This is a genomic window from Micromonospora halotolerans (assembly GCF_032108445.1).
In the GTDB taxonomy this organism is placed as follows: Bacteria; Actinomycetota; Actinomycetes; order Mycobacteriales; family Micromonosporaceae; genus Micromonospora; species Micromonospora halotolerans.
The window spans coordinates 3,644,027-3,668,554 of record NZ_CP134876.1 but is presented as its reverse complement, the minus strand read 5'-3'; the positions used below and the strand labels follow the sequence as shown (position 1 = coordinate 3,668,554).

17 protein-coding genes and 1 pseudogene are annotated in these 24,528 nt (G+C 71.8%); 8 read left to right on the top strand and 10 right to left on the bottom strand.

Features of this window, described 5'->3' with window-relative positions; translation table 11 throughout:
* Window positions 1–9: 9 nt before the first annotated feature.
* The 3 genes from RMN56_RS17430 (at window position 10) to RMN56_RS17420 (ending at window position 2,482) form a co-directional block, all read left to right on the top strand.
* Complete coding sequence (locus tag RMN56_RS17430) at window positions 10–1,665, top strand: sodium:solute symporter family protein (protein ID WP_313718498.1); 1,656 nt, start codon at window positions 10–12, stop codon at window positions 1,663–1,665.
* A gap of 16 nt (window positions 1,666–1,681) precedes the next feature.
* Complete coding sequence (locus RMN56_RS17425) at window positions 1,682–2,002, top strand: hypothetical protein (protein WP_313718497.1); 321 nt, start codon at window positions 1,682–1,684, stop codon at window positions 2,000–2,002.
* 96 nt (window positions 2,003–2,098) lie between these two features.
* The gene (locus tag RMN56_RS17420; protein WP_313718496.1) at window positions 2,099–2,482 is read left to right on the top strand and encodes a hypothetical protein; all 384 of its coding nucleotides are present in this window, start codon (window positions 2,099–2,101) and stop codon (window positions 2,480–2,482) included.
* Window positions 2,483–2,580: 98 nt separating this feature from the next.
* Here the strand turns inward: RMN56_RS17420 and RMN56_RS17415 are convergent, their stop codons facing one another.
* The gene (locus RMN56_RS17415; RefSeq protein WP_313718495.1) at window positions 2,581–4,362 is read right to left on the bottom strand and encodes a glycoside hydrolase family 6 protein; all 1,782 of its coding nucleotides are present in this window, start codon (window positions 4,360–4,362) and stop codon (window positions 2,581–2,583) included.
* Between the two features lie 600 nt (window positions 4,363–4,962).
* On the opposite strand from RMN56_RS17415, the gene RMN56_RS17410 reads away from it, so the two are divergent.
* Window positions 4,963–6,015 carry a hypothetical protein gene (locus tag RMN56_RS17410; RefSeq protein WP_313718494.1) on the top strand — a complete coding sequence of 351 codons (1,053 nt, stop codon included), beginning with the start codon at window positions 4,963–4,965 and terminating at the stop codon, window positions 6,013–6,015.
* The gene (locus tag RMN56_RS17405) at window positions 6,002–6,763 is read left to right on the top strand and encodes a class F sortase (RefSeq protein ID WP_313718493.1); all 762 of its coding nucleotides are present in this window, start codon (window positions 6,002–6,004) and stop codon (window positions 6,761–6,763) included. Before RMN56_RS17410 ends, RMN56_RS17405 begins: the two co-directional genes overlap by 14 nt.
* A gap of 163 nt (window positions 6,764–6,926) precedes the next feature.
* Here the strand turns inward: RMN56_RS17405 and RMN56_RS17400 are convergent, their stop codons facing one another.
* Window positions 6,927–11,993, bottom strand: a complete 5,067-nt coding sequence (locus tag RMN56_RS17400) for an NAD-glutamate dehydrogenase (RefSeq protein ID WP_313718492.1) — start codon at window positions 11,991–11,993, stop codon at window positions 6,927–6,929.
* A gap of 287 nt (window positions 11,994–12,280) precedes the next feature.
* Between RMN56_RS17400 and RMN56_RS17395 the strand changes: the two genes are divergently transcribed.
* Complete coding sequence (locus RMN56_RS17395; protein WP_313718491.1) at window positions 12,281–14,248, top strand: penicillin-binding transpeptidase domain-containing protein; 1,968 nt, start codon at window positions 12,281–12,283, stop codon at window positions 14,246–14,248.
* 6 nt (window positions 14,249–14,254) lie between these two features.
* On the opposite strand, the gene RMN56_RS17390 is transcribed toward RMN56_RS17395, so the two are convergent.
* The 8 genes and pseudogenes from RMN56_RS17390 to RMN56_RS17355 form a co-directional block, all read right to left on the bottom strand.
* Window positions 14,255–15,568, bottom strand: coding sequence for an arginase family protein (locus RMN56_RS17390; RefSeq protein ID WP_376787194.1), 1,314 nt, complete (start codon window positions 15,566–15,568; stop codon window positions 14,255–14,257).
* 66 nt (window positions 15,569–15,634) lie between these two features.
* On the bottom strand, window positions 15,635–16,555 hold the full coding sequence (locus RMN56_RS17385) for a tetratricopeptide repeat protein (protein WP_313718489.1): 921 nt from the start codon (window positions 16,553–16,555) through the stop codon (window positions 15,635–15,637).
* A 138-nt stretch (window positions 16,556–16,693) separates the two neighbouring features.
* On the bottom strand, window positions 16,694–18,382 hold the full coding sequence (icmA, locus tag RMN56_RS17380) for a coenzyme B12-dependent isobutyryl-CoA mutase large subunit (RefSeq protein ID WP_313718488.1): 1,689 nt from the start codon (window positions 18,380–18,382) through the stop codon (window positions 16,694–16,696).
* A gap of 95 nt (window positions 18,383–18,477) precedes the next feature.
* Window positions 18,478–18,891, bottom strand: coding sequence for an Asp23/Gls24 family envelope stress response protein (locus RMN56_RS17375; RefSeq protein WP_313718487.1), 414 nt, complete (start codon window positions 18,889–18,891; stop codon window positions 18,478–18,480).
* 85 nt (window positions 18,892–18,976) lie between these two features.
* Window positions 18,977–19,980: pseudogene (gene meaB, locus RMN56_RS17370) on the bottom strand (methylmalonyl Co-A mutase-associated GTPase MeaB).
* Between the two features lie 2 nt (window positions 19,981–19,982).
* On the bottom strand, window positions 19,983–21,176 hold the full coding sequence (locus tag RMN56_RS17365; protein ID WP_313718486.1) for an acetyl-CoA C-acetyltransferase: 1,194 nt from the start codon (window positions 21,174–21,176) through the stop codon (window positions 19,983–19,985).
* Window positions 21,177–21,318: 142 nt separating this feature from the next.
* Window positions 21,319–21,642: a hypothetical protein gene (locus tag RMN56_RS17360; protein WP_313718485.1), complete on the bottom strand. Its 324-nt coding sequence runs from the start codon at window positions 21,640–21,642 to the stop codon at window positions 21,319–21,321.
* A 95-nt stretch (window positions 21,643–21,737) separates the two neighbouring features.
* Window positions 21,738–22,070, bottom strand: a complete 333-nt coding sequence (locus tag RMN56_RS17355; protein ID WP_313718484.1) for a hypothetical protein — start codon at window positions 22,068–22,070, stop codon at window positions 21,738–21,740.
* Window positions 22,071–22,388: 318 nt separating this feature from the next.
* Between RMN56_RS17355 and mce the strand changes: the two genes are divergently transcribed.
* Both mce and ccrA read left to right on the top strand, forming a co-directional pair.
* On the top strand, window positions 22,389–22,865 hold the full coding sequence (gene mce / locus RMN56_RS17350; protein ID WP_313718483.1) for a methylmalonyl-CoA epimerase: 477 nt from the start codon (window positions 22,389–22,391) through the stop codon (window positions 22,863–22,865).
* Window positions 22,866–23,156: 291 nt separating this feature from the next.
* Window positions 23,157–24,512 (top strand): crotonyl-CoA carboxylase/reductase, encoded by a 1,356-nt coding sequence (gene ccrA / locus RMN56_RS17345; RefSeq protein WP_313724771.1) that lies wholly within the window; start codon window positions 23,157–23,159, stop codon window positions 24,510–24,512.
* The last annotated feature ends 16 nt before the right edge of the window (window positions 24,513–24,528 follow it).

Sequence of the window (24,528 nt, the reverse complement as noted above, 5' to 3'; positions counted from 1 at the left end):
GAGCACGGGATGGGTGACGGTCTTCGGTTGGACATGAACGCCCTGGACTATCTGATCCTGGCGCTCTACTTCATCACGGTCCTCGGCATCGGTTTCGCCGCACGACGGGCCATCCGGACCAGCGTGGACTTCTTCCTCTCCGGACGGTCGCTGCCCGCCTGGGTCACCGGCCTCGCGTTCGTCTCGGCGAACCTGGGCGCCCTGGAGATCATCGGCATGGCGGCCAACGGCGCCCAGTACGGCGCCATGACCGTCCACTACTACTGGATCGGCGCCGTGCCGGCGATGGTCTTCCTGGGCATCGTGATGATGCCCTTCTACTACGGCTCGAAGGTCCGCAGCGTCCCCGAGTACCTGCGGTTGCGCTTCAACCGGCCGACGCACCTGTTGAACGCGATCAGCTTCGCGGTCGCCCAGGTGCTCATCGCCGGCGTCAACCTCTACGCGCTCGCGCTGATCATGCAGGCGCTGCTCGGCTGGCCGCTCTGGGTGGCGATCGTGATCGGCGCGCTGATCGTGCTGGCCTACATCACCATCGGCGGCCTGTCCGGCGCGATCTACAACGAGGTGCTCCAGTTCTTCGTGATCATCGCCGGCCTGGTGCCGATCACCGTGATCGGCCTCGTGAAGGTCGGCGGCGTGAACGGCCTGATGGACGCGGTCCGCGACTCGAAGCTCGGCGAGGCCGGGCTGCACGCCTGGCAGGACACCGGCAGCACGGACAACCCGCTCGGCGCGCACTGGCTCGGCATCGTCTTCGGCCTCGGCTTCGTGCTCTCGTTCGGCTACTGGACCACCAACTTCGCCGAGGTGCAGCGCGCCCTGTCCGCCCGGAACATGAGCGCCGCCCGCCGGACCCCGATCATCGGCGCGTACCCGAAGCTGCTCATCCCGCTGGTCACCGTGATCCCCGGCCTGATCGCCCTGGTCACCGTCAAGGGGCTCGGCGCCGAGGAGGGCGACCTGGTCTACAACAACGCGATCCCGCTGCTCATGCGCGACCTGCTGCCCAACGGGGTGCTCGGCATCGCGGTCACCGGGCTGGTGGCCTCGTTCATGGCCGGCATGGCCGCCAACGTCAGCGGGTTCAACACGGTGTTCACGTACGACATCTGGCAGGCGTACTTCAAGCGGGACCGCCCGGACGAGTACTACGTGAAGGTGGGCCGGATCGCCACGGTGGTGGCGGTGGTGGTCGGCATCGGCACGGCGTTCATCGCGGCCGGGTTCAGCAACATCATGAACTACATCCAGGCCCTGTTCTCCGTGTTCAACGCCCCGCTCTTCGGCACCTTCATCATCGGCATGTTCTGGCGGCGGATGAGCCCGCTCGCCGGCTTCTGGTCGCTGCTGGCGGGCACCGTGGTGGCGATCGGGACCTACCTGCTGCACCTGGGCCACGTCGTCCGCTTCAACTCCGACCTGGAGGAGAGCTTCTGGGGCGCCGGCCTCGCCTTCGTGACCGTCGCCGTCGTGGCGGCGATCCTCACCCCGCTGACCCGGCCGAAGCGGAACGACGAGCTGACCGGCCTGGTCTACGGCCTGAGCGACGCCACGCTGAAGGACGACTCGCTGGCCGGCGACGCCGCCTGGTACCGCTCGCCGGTGCTGCTCGGCGTGATCGCCGTGGTCCTCGCCGCCCTGTTCTACATCCCGGTCTTCTGAGAAAGGGAGGCACGCCATGGCAGACAACCCCGAACGCCACTCCCGGGGTGAGGCCCACGACCCGCTGGTCGAGGAGACCGAGGCCGAGGAGGCCCGGTCGGCGGCGGCGCGGCTGTTCGACATCCGCCGGGTGATCGGCGGGTTGTTCGTCGCGTACGGGCTGATCGTGGGCCTCATGGGCCTCTTCGACTCGTCCGCCGAGATCGACAAGGCGCAGGGCGTCCGGATCAACCTCTGGGCGGGCCTGGTGATGCTCGCCTTCGGGCTGCTGATGCTGCTCTGGCAGTGGCTGCGCCCGACCGAGCCGCCGGAGCCACGCGCCGCCGACGAGCGCTGACCGCGGCCCCGGGCGTCCGTCCCGGGGCCGTCGGCATGGCCGGGGCCGCACGGGGTACGCCGTGGGGATCACGGAAAGGGACAGGAGGGCAGCAGCATGACGGATCGTGACCGCGGTGGCGAGCGGCCGCTGGAGGAGACCCCCGAGGTGGCCGCCGCGGTGGACGACGACAGCACGGTGCCGCAGCTGCGCACCGGTGGCACCGACCCGAACAATCCCGTCTTCACCGAGCCCGACGGCGCGGTGCCCGACACCGGCTCGCCGGACATCCTCGGTGACCCGTACGCGGCCGGGACCGGGGCGACCGGCACCGGCACCGGCGCGGGCGGGGACAACATCCGGACCGGTGCCGAGCAGCCGTGGGATCCCGAGGACCTGGTGGCGGCCCGGGGTCAGGACCTCACCCCGGAGAACCTGGAGCAGGCCCGCCGCGACCTGGCCGAGCTGGGCCGGGCGGCGATCGAGCGCACGGTCCCCTGAGCGCCCGGGGCCCCTGGTCGACGTGGGTCGACCAGGGGCCCGGGGAACCCGCGCGGCGGTGCCTCACTCCCGCCGCCGCGGGTGGGCCGGCCGCCGGATCAGGAGAGCGGCGGGTAGGCGTTCTGCATGAGCTGCTGGAACTGGGCCGGGAACCACGCACCGGAGATCGGCGCGTTCGGCAGGGCGCCGGACAGGTTGTTGCCGTTGCGGGCGTTTCCGGTGTAGGTCGGGTCGCACATCCGGTCGAAGCCCTTGCCCTCGTCGTTCGGGATGGCCGTGCTGGAGCCGTCCGACTCACCCGGGGGCTTCACCCAGACGTACGCGTCGATGCCCGGCTCCGGGTTGGCCCGCGGCCGCTCGCCGAGGCCCGCGCCGGACTGGTTGCACCAGTTGCCGGTGTGGTAGCGCCGGTCGATCCGACCCCCGTCGACGTAGGCGTCGACGCTGGTCATCGGGCCCGGACCGGTGGGCCGGGCGGTGCCGCCCCAGCCGTTGCGGGACGTGTCGATCAGCATGCCGATACCGCTGTCGAAGCCGACCGAGACCAGCTTCTGCCGGAAGGCCTGGGCGAACGAGAGCTCGTCGACGTACTGGTTCCAGTCGATCCACTTGGACTGCCGCACGGTCTGGCCGTTCACCGAATCGGTGACCTTGACGTACGGCTCCTTCAGCGCGGAGTAGTTGGCGGTGTTGACGATGAAGCCGTGCACGTTGTGGACGGTGCTGCCGGACGCGACGGCGGCGGCCTTGAGCTGGTCGGCGACCGGGCCGAAGTTGCTGTCCCAGCCGATCCAACCGTGGTGCGCGGCGTCGATGTAGTTGTAGACGTTGCCGATCGCGCCCAGCTTCGCCAGGGCGTAGCCGACCCCGTTGACGTACGCGCCGTTGGCCTTGACCGTGTCGCACATCGCGGTGCCGCCCGCGTTGCCCGAGGTGTTGGTCACCAGGTTGGGCAGCGAGTCGATCTCGATGATGTTGACGATGCGCAGGTTCTTGTACTTCGCGTCGCCCTGGATCGCGGCGATGGGGTCGATGTACTCGGCCTTGTAGCGGGGCAGCTCGTCGGGGCCCAGCTCACCGTTCGAGGCGAGCGCGGAGCAGTCGCGGCCGGGCAGGTTGTAGATGACGAACTGGATGTAGCCGGCGCCCTGGGCGAGCGCGGCGTCCAGGTGGTCACGGACCCCCATCGAGCCGTTGGAGCTGCTGCCGTCGGTGCCCTCGATGGCGGCGATCCGGTCCAGCCAGACGGCGGTCGGGTTGTTCGACACCCGGTTGCCGCCGGACACCGACTCGGCCTTGGCCTTCCACTCGGGGTTCACGTACCCCTTCACCCCGGCGTACGGGTTGTCGACCTTCTGGCCCGGCGTGGTCGGCGTCGGGCTGGGGCTGGTCGGCGTGGGGCTGGGGCTCGTCGGCGTCGGGGTCGGGCTGGTCGGCGTCGGGCTGGTGGTGCCGCCGTTGCAGACCGTGCCGTTCAACGTGAACTGGGTCGGCTTCGGGTTGCTGCCGCTCCAGGCGCCGTTGAACCCGATGCTGGTGCTGGCGCCGGTGCCCAGCGCCCCGTTGTAGGACTCGTTCTGGGCGGTGACGTTCTGGCCGCTCTGCGACCACTTCGCCGACCAGCCCTGCTGCACCTTCTGGCTGCTGTTCGGGAACGTGAAGCCGAGGTTCCACGAACTGAGCGGGTCGCCGAGGTTCCTGATGTTCACCGTGGCGGTGAAGCCACCGGGCCAGTCGCTGGTGGTGTAGTCCACGCTGCACTGCGTCGTGGCCTGCGCCGCGGTGACCGGGAGGGTCACCAGTCCACCGGCGACCAGGACGCCCGCGCCGGTCAGCGCAAGCGCCCGGCTGCGGCCGGACAGCCTTCTCCACAGATTCATGCCACTGATCTCCTTGGGCGAGACCGGATCCGCGTACGGCCCGGTGGAAGGGCGCTCGGGCGTCCGCCAGGGGACGGATCCGTCGGCGCCAGGGTGTATTCGGGGGGTGCCCGACCCGGACGGGCGTCATGGTGGTGGTGCGACCGGCCCGCACGGGACCGGCCGGGGAGTCGGACGCCGACCGGTGACCCGGCTGCCCTCGGCGTCTGAGCTCGCGGTGTGGCTCCCCGAACCGCGTGCAGCGATTCTTGCATGGGAGCGCTTCCATGGCAATGCCTCGATGCGCTCCGTCCGGACAGCCGGGATCGAACACCCAGGCGGCGCCCGAAAGTGGCGCCGAAAGCCGGAAGCCGGCACGCCGGTGGAGTCCGAACGCCAGGGTACGGCCGCACGCAGGCGACGCGGCACCGGCCGGGGCGACACAGGCGGGCCTTGCCAGCCCGGCGAGCCACAAAAGCGGCGTAGCACCCGCAACGCTCCCACCGCCTATAAACTCCTAAATACGAATCTTCTCCCGTATAAGTCATGAATCGGTCTAACGTCGGTCGTAGCTCGACTGAAGGCGGGCTCAGGACAAAAAGGGATGGAGTGACGCAGGTCATGGCTAAGAAGATGCTCGGGAAGCTCGTTGCGGGTGCCGCTCTCGGCGGCGCGTCCCTGCTGCTGTTCTCGCCCGGCGCGGCGAACGCGGCCAGCGCGAACGCCGTCGCCAAGCCGCAGATCAGCCTTCCCGGTACCTGCTCTGGGGAGCACGAGGACTGGGACCACAAGAACTGGGACCGCAAGGACTGGGACCGCAGCTACGAGGACCGCAAGGACCACGACCGCAAGGACGAGGACCGCAAGGACCACGACCGCAAGGACCAGGACGGCAAGCACGACGACGGCAAGGACTACCAGGACGGCAAGCACGACGACGGCAAGCACGACGACGGCAAGGACTACCAGGACGGCAAGGACCAGAACGGCAAGCACGACGACGGCAAGGACTACCAGGACGGCAAGGACCAGAACGGCAAGCACGACGACGGCAAGGACTACCAGGACGGCAAGGACCAGAACGGCAAGCACGACGACGGCAAGGACTACCAGGACGGCAAGGACCAGAACGGCAAGCACGACGACGGCAAGGGCGAAGAGCACAAGGACTGGCAGGGCAGCGAGTCCTGGCAGTCGGGAGCTGACGGCCAGGGCGGCGGCCTGGTCGCCGACCAGCCGGGCGACGAGAAGGACCGCAAGGACGAGAACCGCAAGGACGAGAACGGCAAGGACGAGAACCGCAAGGACGACGAGCGCAAGGACGAGAACCGCAAGGACGACGAGCGCAACGACCGGGACAACAAGGAGCACGACGCCAAGGACCGGGACCGGCACGACGAGGACCAGAAGGACCACGACCGCAAGGACGAGGACCGCAAGGACTGGGACAACCGGAGCTGGGACAGCAAGGACGACAACAAGAAGGACCACGACCGCAAGGACGAGGACCGCAAGGACTGCATGCCGCGTGGCCACGTCGACGGCGGTGACGGTGGCATGACCACCACCAGCCTGGACCGCAACATGGCCGCCAGCGGGGTGGGCGTCATCGGTGCCGCCGCCCTGGGCGGCATGATCCTGCTGCGCCGGCGCCGGGGCGATGACCTCGTCTGACCGGACGGCGACACGGGCCGGCGGCCGTCACGGGAAACCGTGGCGCGCCGCCGGCGCCGCTGTCGTCGTCCTGCTCGCCATGGTGGGCGCCGGCATGATCGGGGCATCGGTGCGGACCGTGCCGCCAGCCCGCCCGCCCCAGCCGCTCGCCCAGGCCCAGCCCGCCGATCCGTCCCCGTCGCCGACCACCATCCCGGGCCCCACCGGCGGCATCGGCACGGAAACCGCCGACCAGGCGTCCGCCGACGACGACTCCGCGGTGGCGCCGCACCCGGACCTCACCCCTGCCGGACTGCCCCGCTCGACCCCGACGTCCATCTCGATCCCCCGGATCGGCGTGCACGCCGAGATCATGACCCTCGGCCTGAACCCGGACGGCACGGTCCAGGTGCCCCCGCTGGAGCAGGCCATGAAGGCGGGCTGGTACTCCCCTGGGCCCAGCCCCGGTGAGGCCGGCAACTCGGTGATCGTCGGCCACGTCGACTCGGCCAAGCTCGGGCCGGCCGTCTTCTTCAACCTCGGCGCGCTCCAGAAAGGCGACACCATTTCGATCGCCCGAGAGGACGGCTCGGCCGCCACGTTCACGGTGACCGAGGTGAGGTCGTACCCGAAGGCGGCCTTCCCCACCGAACTGGTCTACGGCCCGTCCGACGAGCCCGGCCTGCGGGTGGTCACCTGCGGGGGGGCGTTCGACGAGAGCAGCCGCAGCTACGTCGACAACGTCATCGCCTTCGCCAGCCTGTCGTGAGGCGGCGCGGCCCGGTGGTCGGTCACCCGACCTGTTCCGCCGCGAATGGGCGCGGCCCGGTGGTCGGTCACCCGACCCGCTTGGCCGAGGTGGGCGCCGCGAATGGGCGCGGCCCGCTGGTCGGTTACCCGACCACCGGGCCGCGCCCGACGTGCGTGCCGCGTCAGGCCGCCGCCGAGGTCCGCACCAGGGTACGGATCTGCCGCAGCAGCACCGACAGGGCGGACAGGTCGGCCCGGGACTCGTCGAACTCCCCCATCGCCCGGTGCGCCCGGTGGATCGAGGTGGCGTTCGCCTGCTCCCACTCCTGCACCCGCTCGACCGGCGGGAGGCTGTCCGGGGTGGAGCCGAGGACCTCCGCGGTGAGCGCGGCCAGCGCGGCGTACAGGTCGTAGCGCAACGCCATCCGGGCCAGGGTCTGCCAGCGGTCCTCCCGCGGCAGCAGGGAGATCTTCGACAGCAGGGCGTCCACCCGGAACCGGTCGGAGAGGACGAAGTAGACCGAGGCCACCTCGCCCACGTCCCGGCCGGTCGACCGGGCGGTCTCCACCACGTCGAGCAGGCCGAAGCTGTACATCAGCCGGGTCGCCTGCTCGGCCAGGTCGCGGGGCAGCCCCTTGCCCATCAGCGAGTCGATGTGGGCGGCGATCGCCTCCCGCTCGGTGCCGTAGAAGAGGTTCTCCAGGCCCGGCAGGAGCCGGGCCACCCCGTCGCGCAGGCGGGCGATCTCCCCCGGCACGTCGATCGGCGAGCGCCGGTTCGTGACCAGCCAGCGCACCGCGCGGTCGAGCAGCCGCCGGGTGTCCAGGTAGACGCTGGTCTGCAGGTCCGGCGAGACCTTGTTGTCCAGCGCCTCGACCGCGTCCCACAGCTCGCGCAGCCCGAACACCTCACGGACCACCACGTACGCCCGCAGCACGTCCGCCGCCGAGGCGGCCGTCTCTTCGACCACCCGGAAGACGAACGTGATGCCGCCCCGGTTGATCGCCTCGTTGACCAGGACCGTGGTGACGATGTCCCGGCGCAGCCGGTGCTGGCCCATCCGATCGGCGAACCGCTCCCGCAGCGGGGTCGGGAAGTAGTTGACCAGGACGTCGGTCGTCCACTCCTCGTCCGCCAGCCCCTCGGCGACGATCTCCCGCTCCAGCACGATCTTCACGTACGCCAGCAGCACCGCGAACTCCGGCGCGGTCAACCCGGTCTCGCCGCGCACCGCCAGTTCCTCGTCCGGCGGCAGCGCCTCCAGTGCCCGGTCCAGCTGACCGGCCCGCTCCAGCTCGTTGATCATCCGGCGGTGCACCGGGAGCAGCGAGGCGGCCTGGGCCTGGGCGTTGTTCAGCGCCCGGGCCTGGTCGTAGTTGTCTCGCAGCACCAGCTCGGCGACCTCGTCGGTCATCTGGGCCAGCAGCTCGTCGCGGTGCGGCGTGTCGAGCACGCCGTCGGCCACCGCCGTGTTGAGCAGGATCTTGATGTTCACCTCGTGGTCGGAGCAGTCCACCCCGGCCGCGTTGTCGATGAAGTCGGTGTAGATCCGGCCGCCGGCCGCCGCGTACTCGATCCGGCCGTGCTGGGTGAAGCCCAGGTTGCCGCCCTCACCGACCACCCGGCAGCGCAGGCCCTTGCCATCCACCCGGATGGCGTCGTTGGACTTGTCGCCGACCTCGGCGTTGGTCTGCGTCGACGCCTTCACGTAGGTGCCGATGCCGCCGTTCCAGAACAGGTCCACCGGCGCGGTGAGGATCGCCTTCATCAGCTCCTGCGGGCTGAGCTGCGTGACGTCGTCGTCGAGGCCGAGCACCGCGCGCACCTGCGGCGAGACCGGCACCGACTTGGCGGTACGCGGGTAGATCCCGCCGCCCGCCGAGATCAGCTCGGTGTTGTAGTCCTCCCAGGACGACCGGGGCAGGTCGAACAGCCGCTTCCGCTCGTCCCACGAGGTGGCCGCGTCCGGATCCGGGTCGAGGAAGATGTGCCGGTGGTCGAAGGCGGCCAGCAGCCGGATGTGCTTCGAGAGCAGCATCCCGTTGCCGAACACGTCGCCGGACATGTCGCCGACACCGACCACCGTGAAGTCCTGGGTCTGGGTGTCGTGCCCCAGCTCCCGGAAGTGCCGCTTCACCGACTCCCAGGCGCCCCGGGCCGTGATGCCCATCTTCTTGTGGTCGTAGCCGGCCGAACCGCCGGAGGCGAACGCGTCGCCCAGCCAGAAGTTGTGCGCGGCGGAGATCTCGTTGGCGATGTCGGAGAACGTCGCGGTGCCCTTGTCCGCCGCCACCACCAGGTACGGGTCGTCGGCGTCGTGCCGGACCACGTCCTCCGGCGGCACGATCCGGCCGCTGGAGATGTTGTCGGTGACGTCGAGCAGCGCGCCGACGAACTCCTTGTAGCAGGCCACCGCCTCGTCCCGGTCGCCCGGCTTCTGCTTGAGCACGAAGCCGCCCTTGGCGCCCACCGGCACGATCACGGCGTTCTTCACCATCTGCGCCTTGACCAGGCCGAGCACCTCGGTGCGGAAGTCCTCACGCCGGTCGGACCAGCGCAGGCCGCCCCGGGCCACCGGCCCGAACCGCAGGTGCACGCCCTCGAACCGGGGCGAGTAGACGAAGATCTCGAACTTGGGTCGCGGCGCCGGGAGCTCCGGGATCGCCTGCGGGTCCAGCTTGAACGCGACGTACGGCTTGGGCCGCCCGCCGACCGGCCGCTGGTAGAAGCTGGTGCGCAGGGTGGCCTGGATCAACGTCAGGAACGAGCGCAGGATCCGGTCCTGGTCGAGGCTGGCCACGTCGTCCAGCGCCTCGCCGATCGCGGTGACCAGCTCGCCGCTGCGCTCGCGGCGCTCGTCCAGGGTGGACGCGCCCGGCCGGAACCGGGTCTCGAAGAGGTCCACCAGCAGGGTGGCGATCCGCGGGTACGCGATGAAGGTCTGCTCCATGTACTCCTGCGAGAACACGGCGCCGGCCTGCCGCAGGTACTTCGCGTACGCCCGGAGCACCACGACCTGCCGCCAGGTGAGCCCGGCCCGGAGCACCAGCTCGTTGAAGCCGTCCACCTCTGCCTCGCCCCGCCAGGCGGCGGCGAAGGCGTTCTCCACGTGCGGGCGGACCTCGGCCAGCTCCTGGTGCGACTCCGGCAGTTGCAGCCCGAAGTCGTAGAGCCAGATCCGGCCGTCGACGCGCTCCACCTCGTACGGGTGCTCGTCGACCACCTTGACGCCGAGCGAGTGCAGCACCGGCAGCACGGCGGAGAGCATCATCGGCTCGCCGTACCGGTAGACCTTGAACCGGACGTCCATGGTCTCGTCGGCCTGGACGGGCCGGCCGGCGCCGTTGGTGCGCGGGGCGAGCTGCTTGCGGAACAGGTGCATCTCGAGCTGGCCCGGCTCCTCGAGCAGCTCCAGCTTGGCCAGGTCCTTCATGGCCTCGTACGGGGTGTGCCCGTCCTTGTAGCCCTCCGGGAACGCGTCGGCGTACCGGCTGAACAGGTGCTTGGCCTGCTCGTCGCCGAGCTTGCGCTCCAGCACCAGCCGGTAGTCGTCGTCCCACAGCCGGGTCGCGTCGGCCAGCTCCTCGGCGAGCAGGTCGGCGTCGATCTCGCCGGGCGGGTTGTTCGGGTCGGTCCGGACGATGAAGTGCACCCGGGCCAGCATCGACTCGGTCACCCGGGTGGTGTAGTCCACCCCGACGCCGTTCAGCTCGCGCAGCAGGATGTCCTGCATGCGCAGCCGGTTCTGGGTGGTGAACCGGTCCCGCGGCAGGTAGATCAGGCAGGAGATGAACCGCCCGTAGCCGTCCCGGCGCAGGAAGACCCGCAACTGCCGGCGGCCGGCCATGCGGAGCACACCGATCACCGCGTGGTAGAGGTCGTCGGTCTTGATCTGGAACAGCTCGTCGCGCGGGTAGGTCTCCAGGATCTGCAGCAGGTCCTTGCCGGAGTGGCTGCGCAGGCTCAGGCCCGAGCGGTCCAGCACCTCGGCGACCTTCCGCCGGACCACCGGCAGCTCCTGCACGCTGGTCCGGTAGGCCGCCGTGGAGAACAGGCCCAGGAAGCGCCGCTCCCCGACCACCTCGCCGGCCTCGTTGAAGATCTTGAAGCCGATGTAGTCGAGGTAGGCCGAGCGGTGCACGGTCGCCCGCGAGTTGGCCTTGGTGATGATGAGCAGGCGCTTCTCCAGCACCTTCTCGTGCGCCTCGGGCGTCATCGAGTTCAGCGACCGGGCCTCGGGCGAGTCGGACCGCAGGATGCCCAGCCCGGTGCCGAGGACGGCCTCCAGGGCCTGGCCGCCGTCCGCGCCGTCGGTGTCGACCAGCCGGTACTCCCGGTAGCCGAGGAAGGTGAAGTGGTCGTGCGCCAGCCAGCGCAGCAGCTCCACCGAGTCGGTGATGTCCTTCTCCGGCACCGGCGGGCGGTTGTCCGAGGTACGCGCCGAGGCCAGCTCGTCGGCCAGGGCCAGGGCCCGCTGCCGCATCTTCGGCCAGTCCTCGACGGCCTCCCGCACGTCGGTGAGCACCCGCTGCAGCTCCCGGCGCAGCTTCTCCCGCTCGGCCGCGTCGCGGACCGGGTCGATCTCGATCCGCATCCAGCTCTCGACCAGGTCACCGGCGATCGCGTCGTCCGGCTCCACGTCCGCGGAGACCTCGGTCAGCCGGCCCAGCGGCTCCCGGCGGACCACCACCAGCGGGTGCACCAGCAGGTGCACGTCGAGGTGGTGCGAGTTGAGCAGCGCGGTCACCGAGTCGACCAGGAACGGCATGTCGTCGGTGACGATCTCGACCACCGTGTGGTGCTGCTCGGCGTCGGGCTCGTGGATGCGCAGCTTCAGCTCGCCCGGTACCCGCTGCTGGGCGAGGTCCCGGTGGGCCCGGGCCGCGTCGAGCATCTCCTCGGCGGTGAAGCCGATCAGCTCCTCGTCCGGCGCGAACCGCCAGAAACGGCTCACCAGGGTAGCCGCGCCGTGGTCGTCACCGGCCAGCGCGACCGCCTGGGCGACCAGGCGCTCCGCGTTCGGTACCGGCTCGTCCAGCTCGCCGTCCTCGGCTTCGTCGCCCAGCGCCTGCCCGGGCAGGCCCAGGTCGTAGAGGGTGTCGATGCTGGAACCGGTCATCCCGGTCACTCCTGTGTCGAGACGGCTGAAACCGTCCCCGTCGGTCGCCGAATCGAAGCTGTCATCGTCCCGGCTGGTGTCAGCCTGCCGGAGGTCGGGTCCCGGTTTGATCGCCGGACGCCGGTCCATCGGTGCCACTCCCCTCGACCCACCGCGTTGTGGGTCACTCTGCCGCCCAGCCTAGGCCTGCCGCTGTGCCCCTTCGTCGGCGGACCACTGGCCGGACGTCCGGATCGGGACTCTGTCCTTTCACCCGTTGCGGGTCCGTGGTCGGCCGGTCGCGGAGTACCCGGACTGGCGATGTTCATCACACTGCCACACGGCACTCTTTGCCTGCGCAAGGGCCGTGCCGGGACGGTGGGGAGCCGCGCGTCGTACTAGCGTTCAGGGCAGTTTCGTACCGGAGGGACCGCTTCATGCTCCTGTCGTACCCCGTCCACCGCCGCCTCTCCCCTCCCCGTCGCGCCCTCGCGGCGCTGGCCGCCACCGTGCTGGCGGCGGGAGCGCTGACCGGGTGCTCGGGCGAGGACGGCCCGGAGCGCACCGTCGACGCCTTTCTGAAGGGCTGGCGCTCCGGCGACCTCCAGGCGGTCGGCTTCATCGACCCGACCGGCGCCAAGGTGCCGGCGGCCGAGGTGACCAAGGAGCTCCGATCGCTCGCCGGCGAGCTGGTCGACAGTCCGCCGCAGCTCAAGCGCACCGGCGAGGTGAAGGTCGAGGGCGACATCGCCACCGCGCGGGTCCGGCTCACCTGGCCGCTGCCCGGGGCCACCACCTGGACCTACGAGAATCCGGTACGCCTCCGGCACGGCTCCGACGACCAGTGGCAGGTCATCTGGGAGCCGACTGTCGTGCACGAGAAGCTCGAGTCCGGCGACCGGCTCGCGCTGCGCCGGGAGGCCGCACCCCGGGCCGGCGTGCTGGACGGCGCCGGTGCCCCGCTCGTCGCGCCCCGCCCGGTGGTCCGGGTGCAGGTGAACCCCGCCGGGGTCAAGGACGCCAAGGCCCTGGCCCGGCAGCTCGACGCCGCGTTCAAGGCGGTCCGGCCGGCGCTCACGCCGCCGGTCGACGTCTCCGACCTGCCGGAACGCCTCAGCGAGGCGGACCGGGGGGCGCTCGTCGAGGTGGTGACCCTGCGCGACGAGGCGTACCGGCAGATCAAGCCCAGGATCTACGACCTGCCCGGCACCCAGTTCCAGTCCGACAAGCTCTTCCTGGCGCCGACGCGGGAGTTCGCCCGGGCCCTGCTCGGCTCGGTCGACCCGGCGCAGGCCGACGACCTCAAGGCCCACCCCGACAAGTACGCCCGCGGCGACCTGGTCGGCCACGGCGGTCTCCAGGGCCGCTACGACGACCGCCTGCGCGGCACCCCCGGGGTCACCGTGATCACCGAGCGCCCCGCCCCGGACGGCACCACCGCGCCCAGCGGGGTCGAGGCGTTCCGCAGCGAACCCCGGGCCGGCCAGCCGCTGAAGACCACCCTCGACGTGGCCACCCAGAACGCCGCCGACGCGGCGCTGCGCGGGCAGGCCCGGCGCTCCGCCCTGGTGGCCGTCCGCATCAGCGACGGCGCGGTGCTGGCCGCCGCCAACGGCCCCGGTGCGGCCGGCGAGAACCTCGCCTTCACGGCCCAGGTGCCGCCCGGCTCGACCTTCAAGATGGTCAGCGCCCTGGGCCTGCTCGACCGGGGCGCGGTGACCCCGGAGGCGACCGTGCCCTGCCCGAAGACGTTCGAGGTCGACGGGCGGTCGTTCAAGAACTCCGACAACTTCGAGCTGGGCGACGTCCCCTTCACCACCGACTTCGCCAAGTCCTGCAACACCGCCTTCACCTCGCTCGCCCCGAAGCTCGGTCCGGACGGGTTGGCGCAGGCCGGCCGCACGCTCGGCCTGGAGGCGCCCTGGGACCTCGGCACCGACGTCTTCACCGGGAAGGTCTCCGCCAACGGCTCGGCCACCGAGCAGGCCGCCGCGGCCATCGGTCAGGGCACCACCGTGGTCAGCCCGCTCGCCATGGCCGGCGCCACCGCCGCCGTGGCCCGCGGCCACTGGGAGCAGCCCCGGCTGCTGCTCGACCCCGCCCCGGCGAAGCCCGCCCCGGCCGGCGCGGCGCTCAAGCCGGAGTCGGTGACGGCGCTGAAGACGATGATGCGCGCGGTGGTCACCGGCGGCACGGCCAGCGCCCTGGCGGACGTCCCGGGCGAGCCGGTGTACGGCAAGACCGGCACCGCCGAGTACGACAACAACCCGGCGCACACCCACGCCTGGTTCGTCGGCTGGCAGGGCGACGTCGCGTTCGCGGTCTTCGTCGAGCAGGGCGGGTCGAGCACCACCAGCGCGGTCCCGATCGCCGAACGCTTCCTCCGCGGCCTCACGGCCCGCTGAGGTCGCTCAGGCGATGTCCGCACCCGGGCGCGCCGGCCCGGCGTCGCCCACTGGCGTCGGGGGCTCCTCCTCGCCGCCGGGCACCCGCCGGAGCCGCCCGGGCCCGGCCGACGCGCGCGGGCCGACCGGCTCCGGTTGGGCCGGCCCGTCCGGTTCCGCCGCCGGGCGCAGCAGGCCCGGGCCGGACGGTTCGGCGGCCTGGTCGGGCGCCGGCCCGTCGCCGTTGACGCCGACGGGTTCGTCCCCGGCCTCGGTCGGGGCCGGGCCGATCGGTTCCACGGCCACCGCGGGCGCGGGGACGGCCGCCGGGCCGGGCAGCACGTCGCGCGCCGGTGGCCGGCCGTTGCCGGGGCGGGGCGCCGGCGCGACCGGGCCGGCCGGCAGCAACCGGGGCGGCATGGCGCCCGGCGCGGCGACCGGGGCGAGCCCGGCCACCACGGTGTTGACGATCTCGGCGGCGTACGACCCGTCGGGGTCGTAGTCGGGGTCGAAGACGGTCAGCTCGACACCGAGGCAGTGCGGGGTGTCCACCAGGCCGGCGAGCAGGATCTCCAGCTCGGCGAAGGCGATCCCGCCCGGGTCCGGCGCGTCGACCGCGGGCATCACGGCCGGGTCGAGCACGTCCACGTCGATGTGCACCCAGTAGCCGGCGCAGTCGGCCAGCTGCTCGTGCGCCCACTGGGCGGTGCGGGCCGCGCCCTCGGCGCGCAGCGCCGGCACCGGGCGGGTGGTGATGCCGGCGGCCTGGAGGTCGAGCCGGTACTCGTCCTGGGCCCGGATGCCGAGCACCACCACGTCGATGTCCCGGAAGTAGGGGCGCCGCCCCTCGATGGCGGCCAGGTCGGCCTGACCCCGGCCGGTGACCAGGGCCAGGTCCTCCCCCGCCGCCGCGCCCACGTAGGAGGCGTTGCCGGGGTGCCGGAAGTCGGAGTGGCCGTCGACGAAGACCAGCCCGATCCGCCCGCCGACCGCCTCGCCGAGCCGGTGCATGGCCAGCGCCGAGCCGAGCAGGACCGAGCAGTCCCCGCCGAGCACCAGCGGGAACTCGCCGCGGTCGATGATCGCGCCGATCCGGTCGGCCAGCGCCACCGAGTAGCCGGAGATCTCCGGGGCGTGGCAGACCCCGTCGCCGGGGCGCCAGTCACCGGGGTCGTACCGGGGCGGGGTGAGGCAGCCGGCGTCGCGGGCCCGCAGCCGCGCGAGCAGGCCGTGGTCGCGCAGCGCGCCGGGCGCCTTGCCGCAGCCCGGAACGGAGGTGGACGTGGGTGGGCGCAGGCCGAGGTTCGTCGGCGCGTCGAGGACGGCGATCCGGCGCATCATGGGCTCCCGTCCTCGGTGGTCGGGCGGGCCGGCCGGAACGCCGGCCCGCGCTGGCGTGCGGTGAACTCAGAACAGGGCGCTGGCCAGGGCACGTCGGGCGGACGCCACGGCGGGGTCGTCCGGGCCGGCGATGGTGAACAGCGACACGAGGTGCTGGCGGACCTTTTCCCGGTCGTCGCCGGCGGACCGGCGGACCAGGCCGACGAGCCGGGCGTACGCCTGCTCGGCCAGGCCGCTGAGCACCTCGATGTCGGCGGCGAGGAGCTGGGCCTCGATGTCGTCGGGGGCCTGCTCGGCGGCGGCGAGCGCGGCGCGCGGGTCGGCGCCGGCCACCCGCCGGGCGACCCCGACCTGGGCCAGGCCGGCCTCGGCCGCGGCGTCCGCCGGGCTCTCGGCCAGGATCTTCCGGTACGCCGCCTCGGCGGCCTCCAGGTCGCCGGACATCAGGGCGTCGTCGGCCTCGGTGAGCCGGGGGTCCTCCGGCTCGGCGACGGTCACGCCTCCGGCCTTGAGGATGGCCTGGATCCACTGGCGGAGCTGGGCCTCCGGCACCACGCCGGAGAAGGCGTCGATCGGCTGCCCGCCGACCACCGCGTAGACCATGGGGATGCCCTGGACCCGGAACATCTGGGCGAGCCGCGGGTTGGCGTCGACGTCGACGCGGGCGAGCACCCACGCGCCCTCGCCCTCGGCGGCCAGGCGCTCCAGCACCGGCGAGAGCTGCTTGCAGGGCTCGCACCACTCGGCCCAGAAGTCCACGACCACCGGCGTGGTCAGCGACCGCTCCAACACCTCGGACTGGAAGGTCGCCTCGGTCACGTCGATGACGGCCACGCCGCCACCCGTCGGGGGGCCGCCGGGCACGCCGGCCGGCGGCCCGGCCTGGCTCGGGGCGGTGGGACGGGAGGGTTCCGGGGTGCCGCGCAGCGCGCTGAGGTCGACCGCGCCGCGGGTGAAGATCGACGAGGTGATCCGTGGGTCGCTCATGGTTATCTAGTCTCGCACGTGGCCCGCGGAACTCGGATCAACCGCCACGGCCGCAGTTGCGACTCTCACGCCTGCTCGGGATGCAAGGAAGGGCCCCTTGTTAACGCCTGGCGTATAACAAGGGGCCCTTCCTAACGGTCAGAAGCGGGCGGGCTCGCGGTAGATGCCCCACTCGCCCCGCAGCGCGTCGCAGATCTCGCCCAGCGTGGCCTCGGCCCGCACCGCGTCCAGCATGGCCGGGATCATGTTCTCCCCGGTCCGGCTGACGTCGACCATCCGCTGCACGGCGGCCTTGACCGCGGCGTCGTCGCGGCCGGCCTTGCGCTCGGCGAGCATCCGGCGCTGCTCCAGCTCGACCTCGTGCGAGATGCGCAGGATCTCCAGGTCCTTGGCGACCGTGCCGGTGTGGCAGTTGACCCCGACGATCCGCTTGTCGCCCTTCTCCAGCGCCTGCTGGTAGACGAAGGCCGACTCGGCGATGTGGCCGGTGAACCAGCCGTCCTCGATGCCGCGCAGGATGCCCGAGGTCATCGGGCCGATCTTGTGCGGGCCCTCGCCGCCGAGCTGCCGGATCCGCGCGAAGATCTCCTCCGCCTCGGCCTCGATCTTGTCGGTGAGCGCCTCGACGTACCAGGAGCCGCCGAGCGGGTCGGCGACGTTGACCACGCCGGTCTCCTCCATGAGCACCTGCTGGGTGCGCAGGGCGATCTCGGCGGACTCGTCGGTGGGCAGGGCCAGGGTCTCGTCCAGGGCGTTGGTGTGCAGCGAGTTGGTGCCGCCGAGCACGGCCGCCAGGGCCTCCACGGCGGTCCGCACCACGTTGTTGACCGGCTGCTGGGCGGTCAGCGACACCCCGGCGGTCTGGGTGTGGAACCGCAGCCACTGGGCCTTCTCGCTGGTGGCGCCGTAGACGTCGCGCAGCCAGCGGGCCCAGATCCGGCGGGCGGCCCGGAACTTGGCGATCTCCTCGAAGAAGTCCACGTGCGAGTCGAAGAAGAAGCTCAGCCCCGGGGCGAAGACGTTGACGTCCAGTCCGCGCGAGAGCCCCAGCTCGACGTAGCCGAACCCGTCCGCCAGGGTGTACGCCAGCTCCTGCGCGGCGGTCGAGCCGGCCTCGCGGATGTGGTAGCCGGAGACCGACAGCGGCTTGTACCGCGGGATCTCCCGGGCGCAGTACTCCATGAGGTCGCCGATGAGGCGCAGGTGCGGCTCCGGGTCGAAGAGCCACTCCTTCTGCGCGATGTACTCCTTGAAGATGTCGGTCTGGAGCGTGCCGTCCAGGGTGGACAGGTCGGCGCCCTGCCGCTCGGCGGCGACCAGGTACATGCAGAAGACCGGGACGGCCGGGCCGGAGATGGTCATCGAGGTGGTCACGCCGGCCAGGTCGATGCCGTCGAAGAGCACCTCCATGTCGGCGGCCGAGTCGACGGCCACGCCGCAGTGGCCGACCTCGCCGAGCGACTGCGGGTCGTCGGAGTCGCGCCCCATGAGGGTCGGCATGTCGAAGGCCACGGAGAGCCCGCCGCCGCCGGCCCCGAGGATCATCTTGTAGCGCTCGTTGGTCTGCTGGGCGTTGCCGAACCCGGCGAACTGCCGGATGGTCCAGGTGCGCCCGCGGTAGCCGGTCGGGTAGAGCCCTCGGGTGTACGGGAACTCGCCCGGCCAGCCGATGCGCTCGAAGCCCGGGTACGGCATCCCCTCCGGCGGCCCGTAGACCGGGTCGACGGTCATCCCGGAGAGCGTGGTGAAGTCCGCGTCGCGCTTGCGGGCGGCGTCGTAGCGGGCCTGCCAGCGGGCCCGACCGGCGGCGATCTCGTCGGCGTCCATGCGCGGAGCTCCTCCTCGAGTCCTGGGGTGCAGACCGAGTGTAGAACGCCAGCCTGAACGATCGCTAAGCTTGCGCCTACCGAGCGGTAACCTGATCAGGCCGAGGGTGCGACCGGGCCGCCCAGCGCCACGTCGTCGACCCGGATGTTGATCTCGTCGACCCGCAGGCCGTACCCCTCGACCGCCGAGGTCACGGCGGCACGGACCGCCTCGGTCACCTCGGGCACCGGCCGGCCGCCGCCGATGACGATGACCAGGTTGACCACCGCCGCGCTATCGGTGACGTGCGCCGAGCAGCCGCGCCGGGCGTCGCCGACCTGGTCCAGCCCGACGCGGTCCAGCACGGCGTTGAAGAAGCGGGCCACGTCGCCGCCCAGCTCGGCCACCCCGGGCACCGACTTCGCGGCGGCCACCGCGATCTTCTCCACCACCTCGTCGGAGACGTGTGTCGCACCGCCCACCACCGCGTTCGGGGTCACCGACAGCTCCTGGGTCGCCTCGTCAGCCATGCTCTCCCACCACAGACGCGCACCGCCCCACGGGTCCGTGAGGCGGTGCGAGCGTACTAGGCGGGGATGCTCCGCAGTGGACCCGTCAGGCGCCGAGCTGGGCCAGCAGCTCGCCGGCCGCCGCGTACGGGTCGATGGCGCCCTCGGCCACCTTGGCTGCCAGGGTCGGCAGCTGCGTACCGTCGCGCAGCGAGCCGATGCGGTTCCGCAGGGTGCCCAGCGCGATCGCCTCGATCTCGGCGGCGGCCCGCGCCTCCCGGCGGCGGCGCAGCTCGCCGTGGCGCTCCAGCCAGTCGCGGTGCTTGTCGATCGCGGCGGCGATGTCGTCGATGCCCTCGGCGCGGGCGGCGATGGAGCGGACCACCTGCGGTCGCCACTCGCCCGGCCCGCGCTCCCCCAGCGCGATCATGCCCTGGATGTCGCGCACCGTGGCGTCGGCGCCGTCCCGGTCGGCCTTGTTGACCACGAAGACGTCGGCGATCTCCAGGATGCCGGCCTTGACGGCCTGGATGGCGTCGCCCATGCCCGGGGCGAGCAGCACCAGCGTGGTGTCGGCCAGCGAGGCCACCTCGACCTCGGCCTGACCGACGCCGACGGTCTCCACCAGCACCACGTCACAGCCGGCGCCCTCCAGCACCCGCACCGCCTGGGGCGTGGCCGCGGAGAGCCCGCCGAGGTGACCCCGGCTGGACATCGAACGGATGTAGACGCCGGGATCGGTGGCGTGGTCCTGCATGCGGACCCGGTCACCGAGGATCGCCCCGCCGGTGAACGGGCTCGACGGGTCGATGGCCAGCACGCCCACCCGGTGGCCACGCGCGCGCAGCGCCCGGACCAGCTCGTTGGTGGTGGTCGACTTGCCCACCCCCGGCGAGCCGGTCAGGCCGACCACCTGGGCGTGCCCGGCGTAGGGGGCCAGCGCCGCCGCGACCTGCGGCAGCACCTCGTCGCCGGACTCGACCAGGGTGATCAGCCGGGCCACCGCGCGGGGTCACCCGCGCGGGCCCGCTCGACCAGCAGGGGTACGTCCCGGCTGCGGCGCACCGAACCGGCAGCCGCCGCCGGGACGTTCTGAACACTGTCGCCCACGGTCAGCTCTCGGCACCGTTCGGCACGTGGATGATGAGCGCGTCGCCCTGGCCGCCGCCGCCGCAGAGCGCGGCCGCGCCGGTGCCGCCGCCCCGCCGCTTGAGCTCCAGCGCCAGGGTGAGCACCAGCCGGGCGCCGGACATGCCGATCGGGTGGCCGAGCGCGATGGCGCCGCCGTTGACGTTCACCTTGTCGGTGCTGACCCCGAGGTCCCGCGCGGACTGGATGCCGACCTGGGCGAACGCCTCGTTGATCTCGATGAGGTCGAGGTCGGAGACGCTGAGCCCGCCCTTCTTCAGCGCGTGCTGGATGGCGTTCGACGGCTGCGAGTGCAGGGAGTTGTCCGGGCCGGCCACGTTGCCGTGCGCGCCGATCTCGGCCAGCCAGGTGAGCCCCAGCTCCTTGGCCTTGGCCTTGCTCATGACGACCACCGCGGCGGCGCCGTCGGAGATCGGCGAGGAGCTGCCGGCCGTGATGGTGCCGTCCTTGGTGAACGCGGGCCGGAGCTTGCCCAGCGACTCGGCGGTGGTGTCCGGGCGGATGCCCTCGTCCTCGCTGATCACCAGCGGATCGCCCTTGCGCTGCGGGATGATCACCGGGGTGATCTCGTCGGCGAAGTGCCCGTTCTTCTGGGCGGCGGCCGCGCGCTGGTGGCTGGTCGCGGCGAACGCGTCCTGCTCCTCGCGGCTGATGCCGTGCTTCGCCCCGTGCCGCTCGGTGGACTCACCCATCGAGCAGCAGTCCCAGGCGTCGGTGAGACCGTCCAGGGCCATGTGGTCCTTGATCGTCACGTCGCCGTACTTGTAGCCGGCCCGCTGGCCGAGCATCAGGTGCGGGGCGTTGGTCATCGACTCCATGCCGCCGGCCACCACGATGTCGAACTCGCCGGCCCGGATGAGTTGGTCGGCCAGGGCGATCGCGTCCAGGCCGGAGAGGCAGACCTTGTTGATGGTCAGCGCCGGGGTGGACATGGGGATGCCCGCCTCGACGGCGGCCTGGCGGGCCGGGATCTGTCCCGCGCCGGCCTGGAGCACCTGCCCCATGATCACGTACTGCACCTGGTCCGGTGCCACGCCGGCGCGCTCCAGCGCCGCCTTGATCGCGACGCCGCCGAGCTTCGTCGCGGGGAGGTCCTTGAGGTTGCCCAGCAGGCGCCCCATCGGGGTCCGCGCGCCGCTGACGATCACCGAAGCCATGCCTGCCTCCGAGGGGGTGCCGACCTGTACGCCTTAACGATTGTTAGGACGCACCATATCTGCCGGGAAGAGCGACAGTACGGTGACCCCGAGCACGTCCGCAATGCAATCCACTCGTGACAGTCGATGGCCGTCGGAGCGTTCAGCCCTGGCGCGGGCGGCGCCGGCGCGGCGGCACCGGACCCCTGGGCGACGACGCCGGCGACGGGTGCGCCCACCGGGCGGCCACCTCGATCCGCGGCGTCCGGTCCGGCGGGAGGTGCTCCCGCTTCGCCACCACCACCACGTCGACCTTCCCGTCGATCATCATCTGCCGGACCTCGTCCCACGGTGCCGTGGTGATGATCCCGAGGAGGCCGTAGCGGCAGCGCTTCGCGTGGTCCAGGCAGGCCATGAGGTGGGGTTCGATCGGGTCGACGTGGGAGGGGATCCAGATGGCGGCGACGGGGCGTGACGGTGAACTCACCATCCGTACTCTCCACCGTGTGCAAGTTGCAGATCAACCGTGCGCCGTCCGGGTTCGCATATGCCGAACGATCGATGAGCTGGGCCGATACCGGGTCAGCGGCCGGGCGTTCGGCCCGACTGCGCCCGAAGGTGGTCGTCGAGGCGGCTCTCCACGTCCTTGAGACGGCGCTCGGCATCGTTGACCGCGTCCCGCAGCGTCCCGCAGCCGTCCGGGTGCAACTCCGTCTCGATCCGCCGCAACCGCTCGGGCACCCCCGGGACGGCGTCGTGGCCCGGTCGCGCCGGCACCCCGTACCAGTCCTGCCGGAACTCCTCGTTCTGCCGGGCCAGGCGGCGCAGCGGCCGGCTCACCGTCACGGCCAGGGTCAGCGCGCTGAGGATCGCGCCCAACACGACGCCTGCCGCCGCCCACTGCTCCAGCGTCATGCCGACCGCTCCCGAGTCCGGTCGAGGCCCCCGTGCCCGGGCCGCGAGCGCCGGCCGGGGGATGACCATCGCTGATGTGCGTGCCGGTTCGAATCCTGCTCGCGACCTGGTCATCGGTGCATCGCCCGTCCAGCAGGACGATTGGAGCGGCGCCGGCTGCCGTTCGGGCGTACGGAGGAGGCGGGCCGGGTGACCCGGTTCGGGGGTCGGCCGTTCGACCGAGGCCGACATTGAGGACGTTCGCGCGTGGTCCGTTCAGCGGAGTGAGATGCCCGACTGGGGAGGTCCCCCGAACGATCGTTCGGTCAGACTGACGCCATGGCTGAGAACTCCCCCGTCGAGCCCGCTGCCGACTCCGTCACCGACATCGGCCTGCGCCGCATCGACCACGTCGGGATCGCCGTGACCGACCTGGACGCCGCGATCGACTTCTACCAGCGCACCTTCGGCATGCGCTGCGTGCACACCGAAACCAACGAGGAGCAGGGCGTACGCGAGGCGATGCTGGCGGTCGGACCGACCGCCGAGGGCGGCTGCGTGCAGTTGCTCGCCCCGCTGTCGCCGTCCTCGACGATCGCCAGGTTCCTGGACCGCAACGGGCCGGGCGTGCAGCAGGTCGCGTACACGGTGACCGACATCGACGCGGCCTGCGCGGCGCTGCGCGAGCGGGGCGTGCGCCTGCTCTACGAGCAGCCGAAGCGGGGCACCGCCGACTCCCGGATCAACTTCGTGCACCCGAAGGACGCCGGCGGCGTCCTGGTCGAGCTGGTCGAGCCGGCCGCCACCGCCCACTGAGCCGTGCGGAGGGGCTCCGGCCGAGTTCGGCCGGAGCCCCTTCCTACTACCTGGGACACAGCGCGGCACTGCGCGGTTTCACGTTCCCACGGACACCTCCACGCATCGGCGGATGCAGTTTTTCACAGAGGACTTCCCGCCCTAGCTACCGTTCAGTAACGTCCGGGCCCACAGGAGTGCGACCGGTGCCGGATGTGTCGATTGCCGACATGGCGGTCCCGTCGCACCGGCGCCGACGATGGCAGCACCCCTGCCCGCCCGGTGCGGGTGCGTGACGAACGGGAGGTCACCGTGCAGGACATCCTCGAAGCAATCATGGCGGCGGAGGGCTCCGCGCAGCCGGAGAGGGAACTCGCCGGCATCGCCGGCCTGCCGGTACCGGAGACCTACCGGGGCGTGGTGGTCCGCGCCGAGGACACCCGGATGTTCGACGGCATGGCCACCCGGGACAAGGACCCGCGCAAGGCGCTGCACGTCCAGGAGGTGCCCGTCCCCGAGCTGGGCCCGGGCGAGGCGCTGGTGGCCGTGATGGCCAGCGCCATCAACTACAACACCGTGTGGACCAGCATCTTCGAGCCGCTGCCCACCTTCAAGTTCCTCCAGCGCTACGGCCGGCTCTCCGAGCTGACCCGCCGGCACGACCTGCCGTACCACGTGGTCGGGTCGGACGCGGCCGGCGTGGTGCTGCGGACCGGGCCGGGCGTGACCCGGTGGAAGGCGGGCGACGAGGTGGTCGCGCACTGCCTCTCCGTCGAGCTGGAGGACGCCGCCGGCCACGACGACACCATGCTCGACCCGCAGCAGCGCATCTGGGGCTTCGAGACCAACTTCGGCGGGCTGGCCGAGCTGGCCGTGGTCAAGGCCAACCAGCTCATGCCGAAGCCGCGCCACCTGAGCTGGGAGGAGGCCGCCAGCCCGGGTCTGGTCAACTCCACGGCGTACCGGCAGCTGGTGTCCCACCACGGCGCGAACATGAAGCAGGGTGACGTGGTGTTGATCTGGGGCGCCTCCGGCGGCCTGGGCGGCTACGCCACCCAGATGGCGCTGGGCGGCGGCGCCATCCCGGTCTGCGTGGTCTCCTCGCCGGAGAAGGCCGAGCTGTGCCGCAAGATGGGCGCCGAGCTGGTCATCGACCGCACGGCCGAGGGCTTCCGGTTCTGGAAGGACGAGGAGACCCAGGACCAGGACGAGTGGCGCCGCTTCGGCGAGCGCATCCGCGAGCTGACCGGCGGCGAGGACCCGGACATCGTCTTCGAGCACCCCGGCCGGGAGACCTTCGGCGCCAGCGTCTACGTCGCCAAGAAGGGCGGCACCATCGTCACCTGCGCCTCCACGAGCGGCTACCTGCACCAGTACGACAACCGCTACCTGTGGATGCACCTCAAGCGGATCGTCGGCAGCCACTTCGCCAACTATCACGAGGCGTGGCAGGCCAACCGGCTCGTGGCGCTCGGCAAGGTGCACCCGACCGTGTCGAAGACCTACCCGCTGGAGCAGACCGGCGAGGCCGCGTACGAGGTGCACCGCAACGCGCACCAGGGCAAGGTCGGCGTGCGCTGCCTGGCGCCCGAGGACGGTCTCGGCGTCCGGGACACCGAGCTGCGCGCCCGGCACGAAACCGCGATCAACCGGTTCCGCGGGCACTGACCGACGGCATTGCCTT

Excerpts from the sequence above, each read along its gene's own strand:
- RMN56_RS17430 (WP_313718498.1), top strand. The coding sequence starts at position 10 with ATGGGTGACGGTCTTCGGTTGGACATGAACGCCCTGGACTATCTGATC.
- RMN56_RS17425 (WP_313718497.1), top strand. The coding sequence starts at position 1,682 with ATGGCAGACAACCCCGAACGCCACTCCCGGGGTGAGGCCCACGACCCG.
- RMN56_RS17420 (WP_313718496.1), top strand. The coding sequence starts at position 2,099 with ATGACGGATCGTGACCGCGGTGGCGAGCGGCCGCTGGAGGAGACCCCC.
- RMN56_RS17415 (WP_313718495.1), bottom strand. The coding sequence starts at position 4,362 with ATGAATCTGTGGAGAAGGCTGTCCGGCCGCAGCCGGGCGCTTGCGCTG.
- RMN56_RS17410 (WP_313718494.1), top strand. The coding sequence starts at position 4,963 with ATGGCTAAGAAGATGCTCGGGAAGCTCGTTGCGGGTGCCGCTCTCGGC.
- RMN56_RS17405 (WP_313718493.1), top strand. The coding sequence starts at position 6,002 with ATGACCTCGTCTGACCGGACGGCGACACGGGCCGGCGGCCGTCACGGG.
- RMN56_RS17400 (WP_313718492.1), bottom strand. The coding sequence starts at position 11,993 with ATGGACCGGCGTCCGGCGATCAAACCGGGACCCGACCTCCGGCAGGCT.
- RMN56_RS17395 (WP_313718491.1), top strand. The coding sequence starts at position 12,281 with ATGCTCCTGTCGTACCCCGTCCACCGCCGCCTCTCCCCTCCCCGTCGC.
- RMN56_RS17390 (WP_376787194.1), bottom strand. The coding sequence starts at position 15,568 with ATGATGCGCCGGATCGCCGTCCTCGACGCGCCGACGAACCTCGGCCTG.
- RMN56_RS17385 (WP_313718489.1), bottom strand. The coding sequence starts at position 16,555 with ATGAGCGACCCACGGATCACCTCGTCGATCTTCACCCGCGGCGCGGTC.
- icmA (WP_313718488.1), bottom strand. The coding sequence starts at position 18,382 with ATGGACGCCGACGAGATCGCCGCCGGTCGGGCCCGCTGGCAGGCCCGC.
- RMN56_RS17375 (WP_313718487.1), bottom strand. The coding sequence starts at position 18,891 with ATGGCTGACGAGGCGACCCAGGAGCTGTCGGTGACCCCGAACGCGGTG.
- RMN56_RS17365 (WP_313718486.1), bottom strand. The coding sequence starts at position 21,176 with ATGGCTTCGGTGATCGTCAGCGGCGCGCGGACCCCGATGGGGCGCCTG.
- RMN56_RS17355 (WP_313718484.1), bottom strand. The coding sequence starts at position 22,070 with ATGACGCTGGAGCAGTGGGCGGCGGCAGGCGTCGTGTTGGGCGCGATC.
- mce (WP_313718483.1), top strand. The coding sequence starts at position 22,389 with ATGGCTGAGAACTCCCCCGTCGAGCCCGCTGCCGACTCCGTCACCGAC.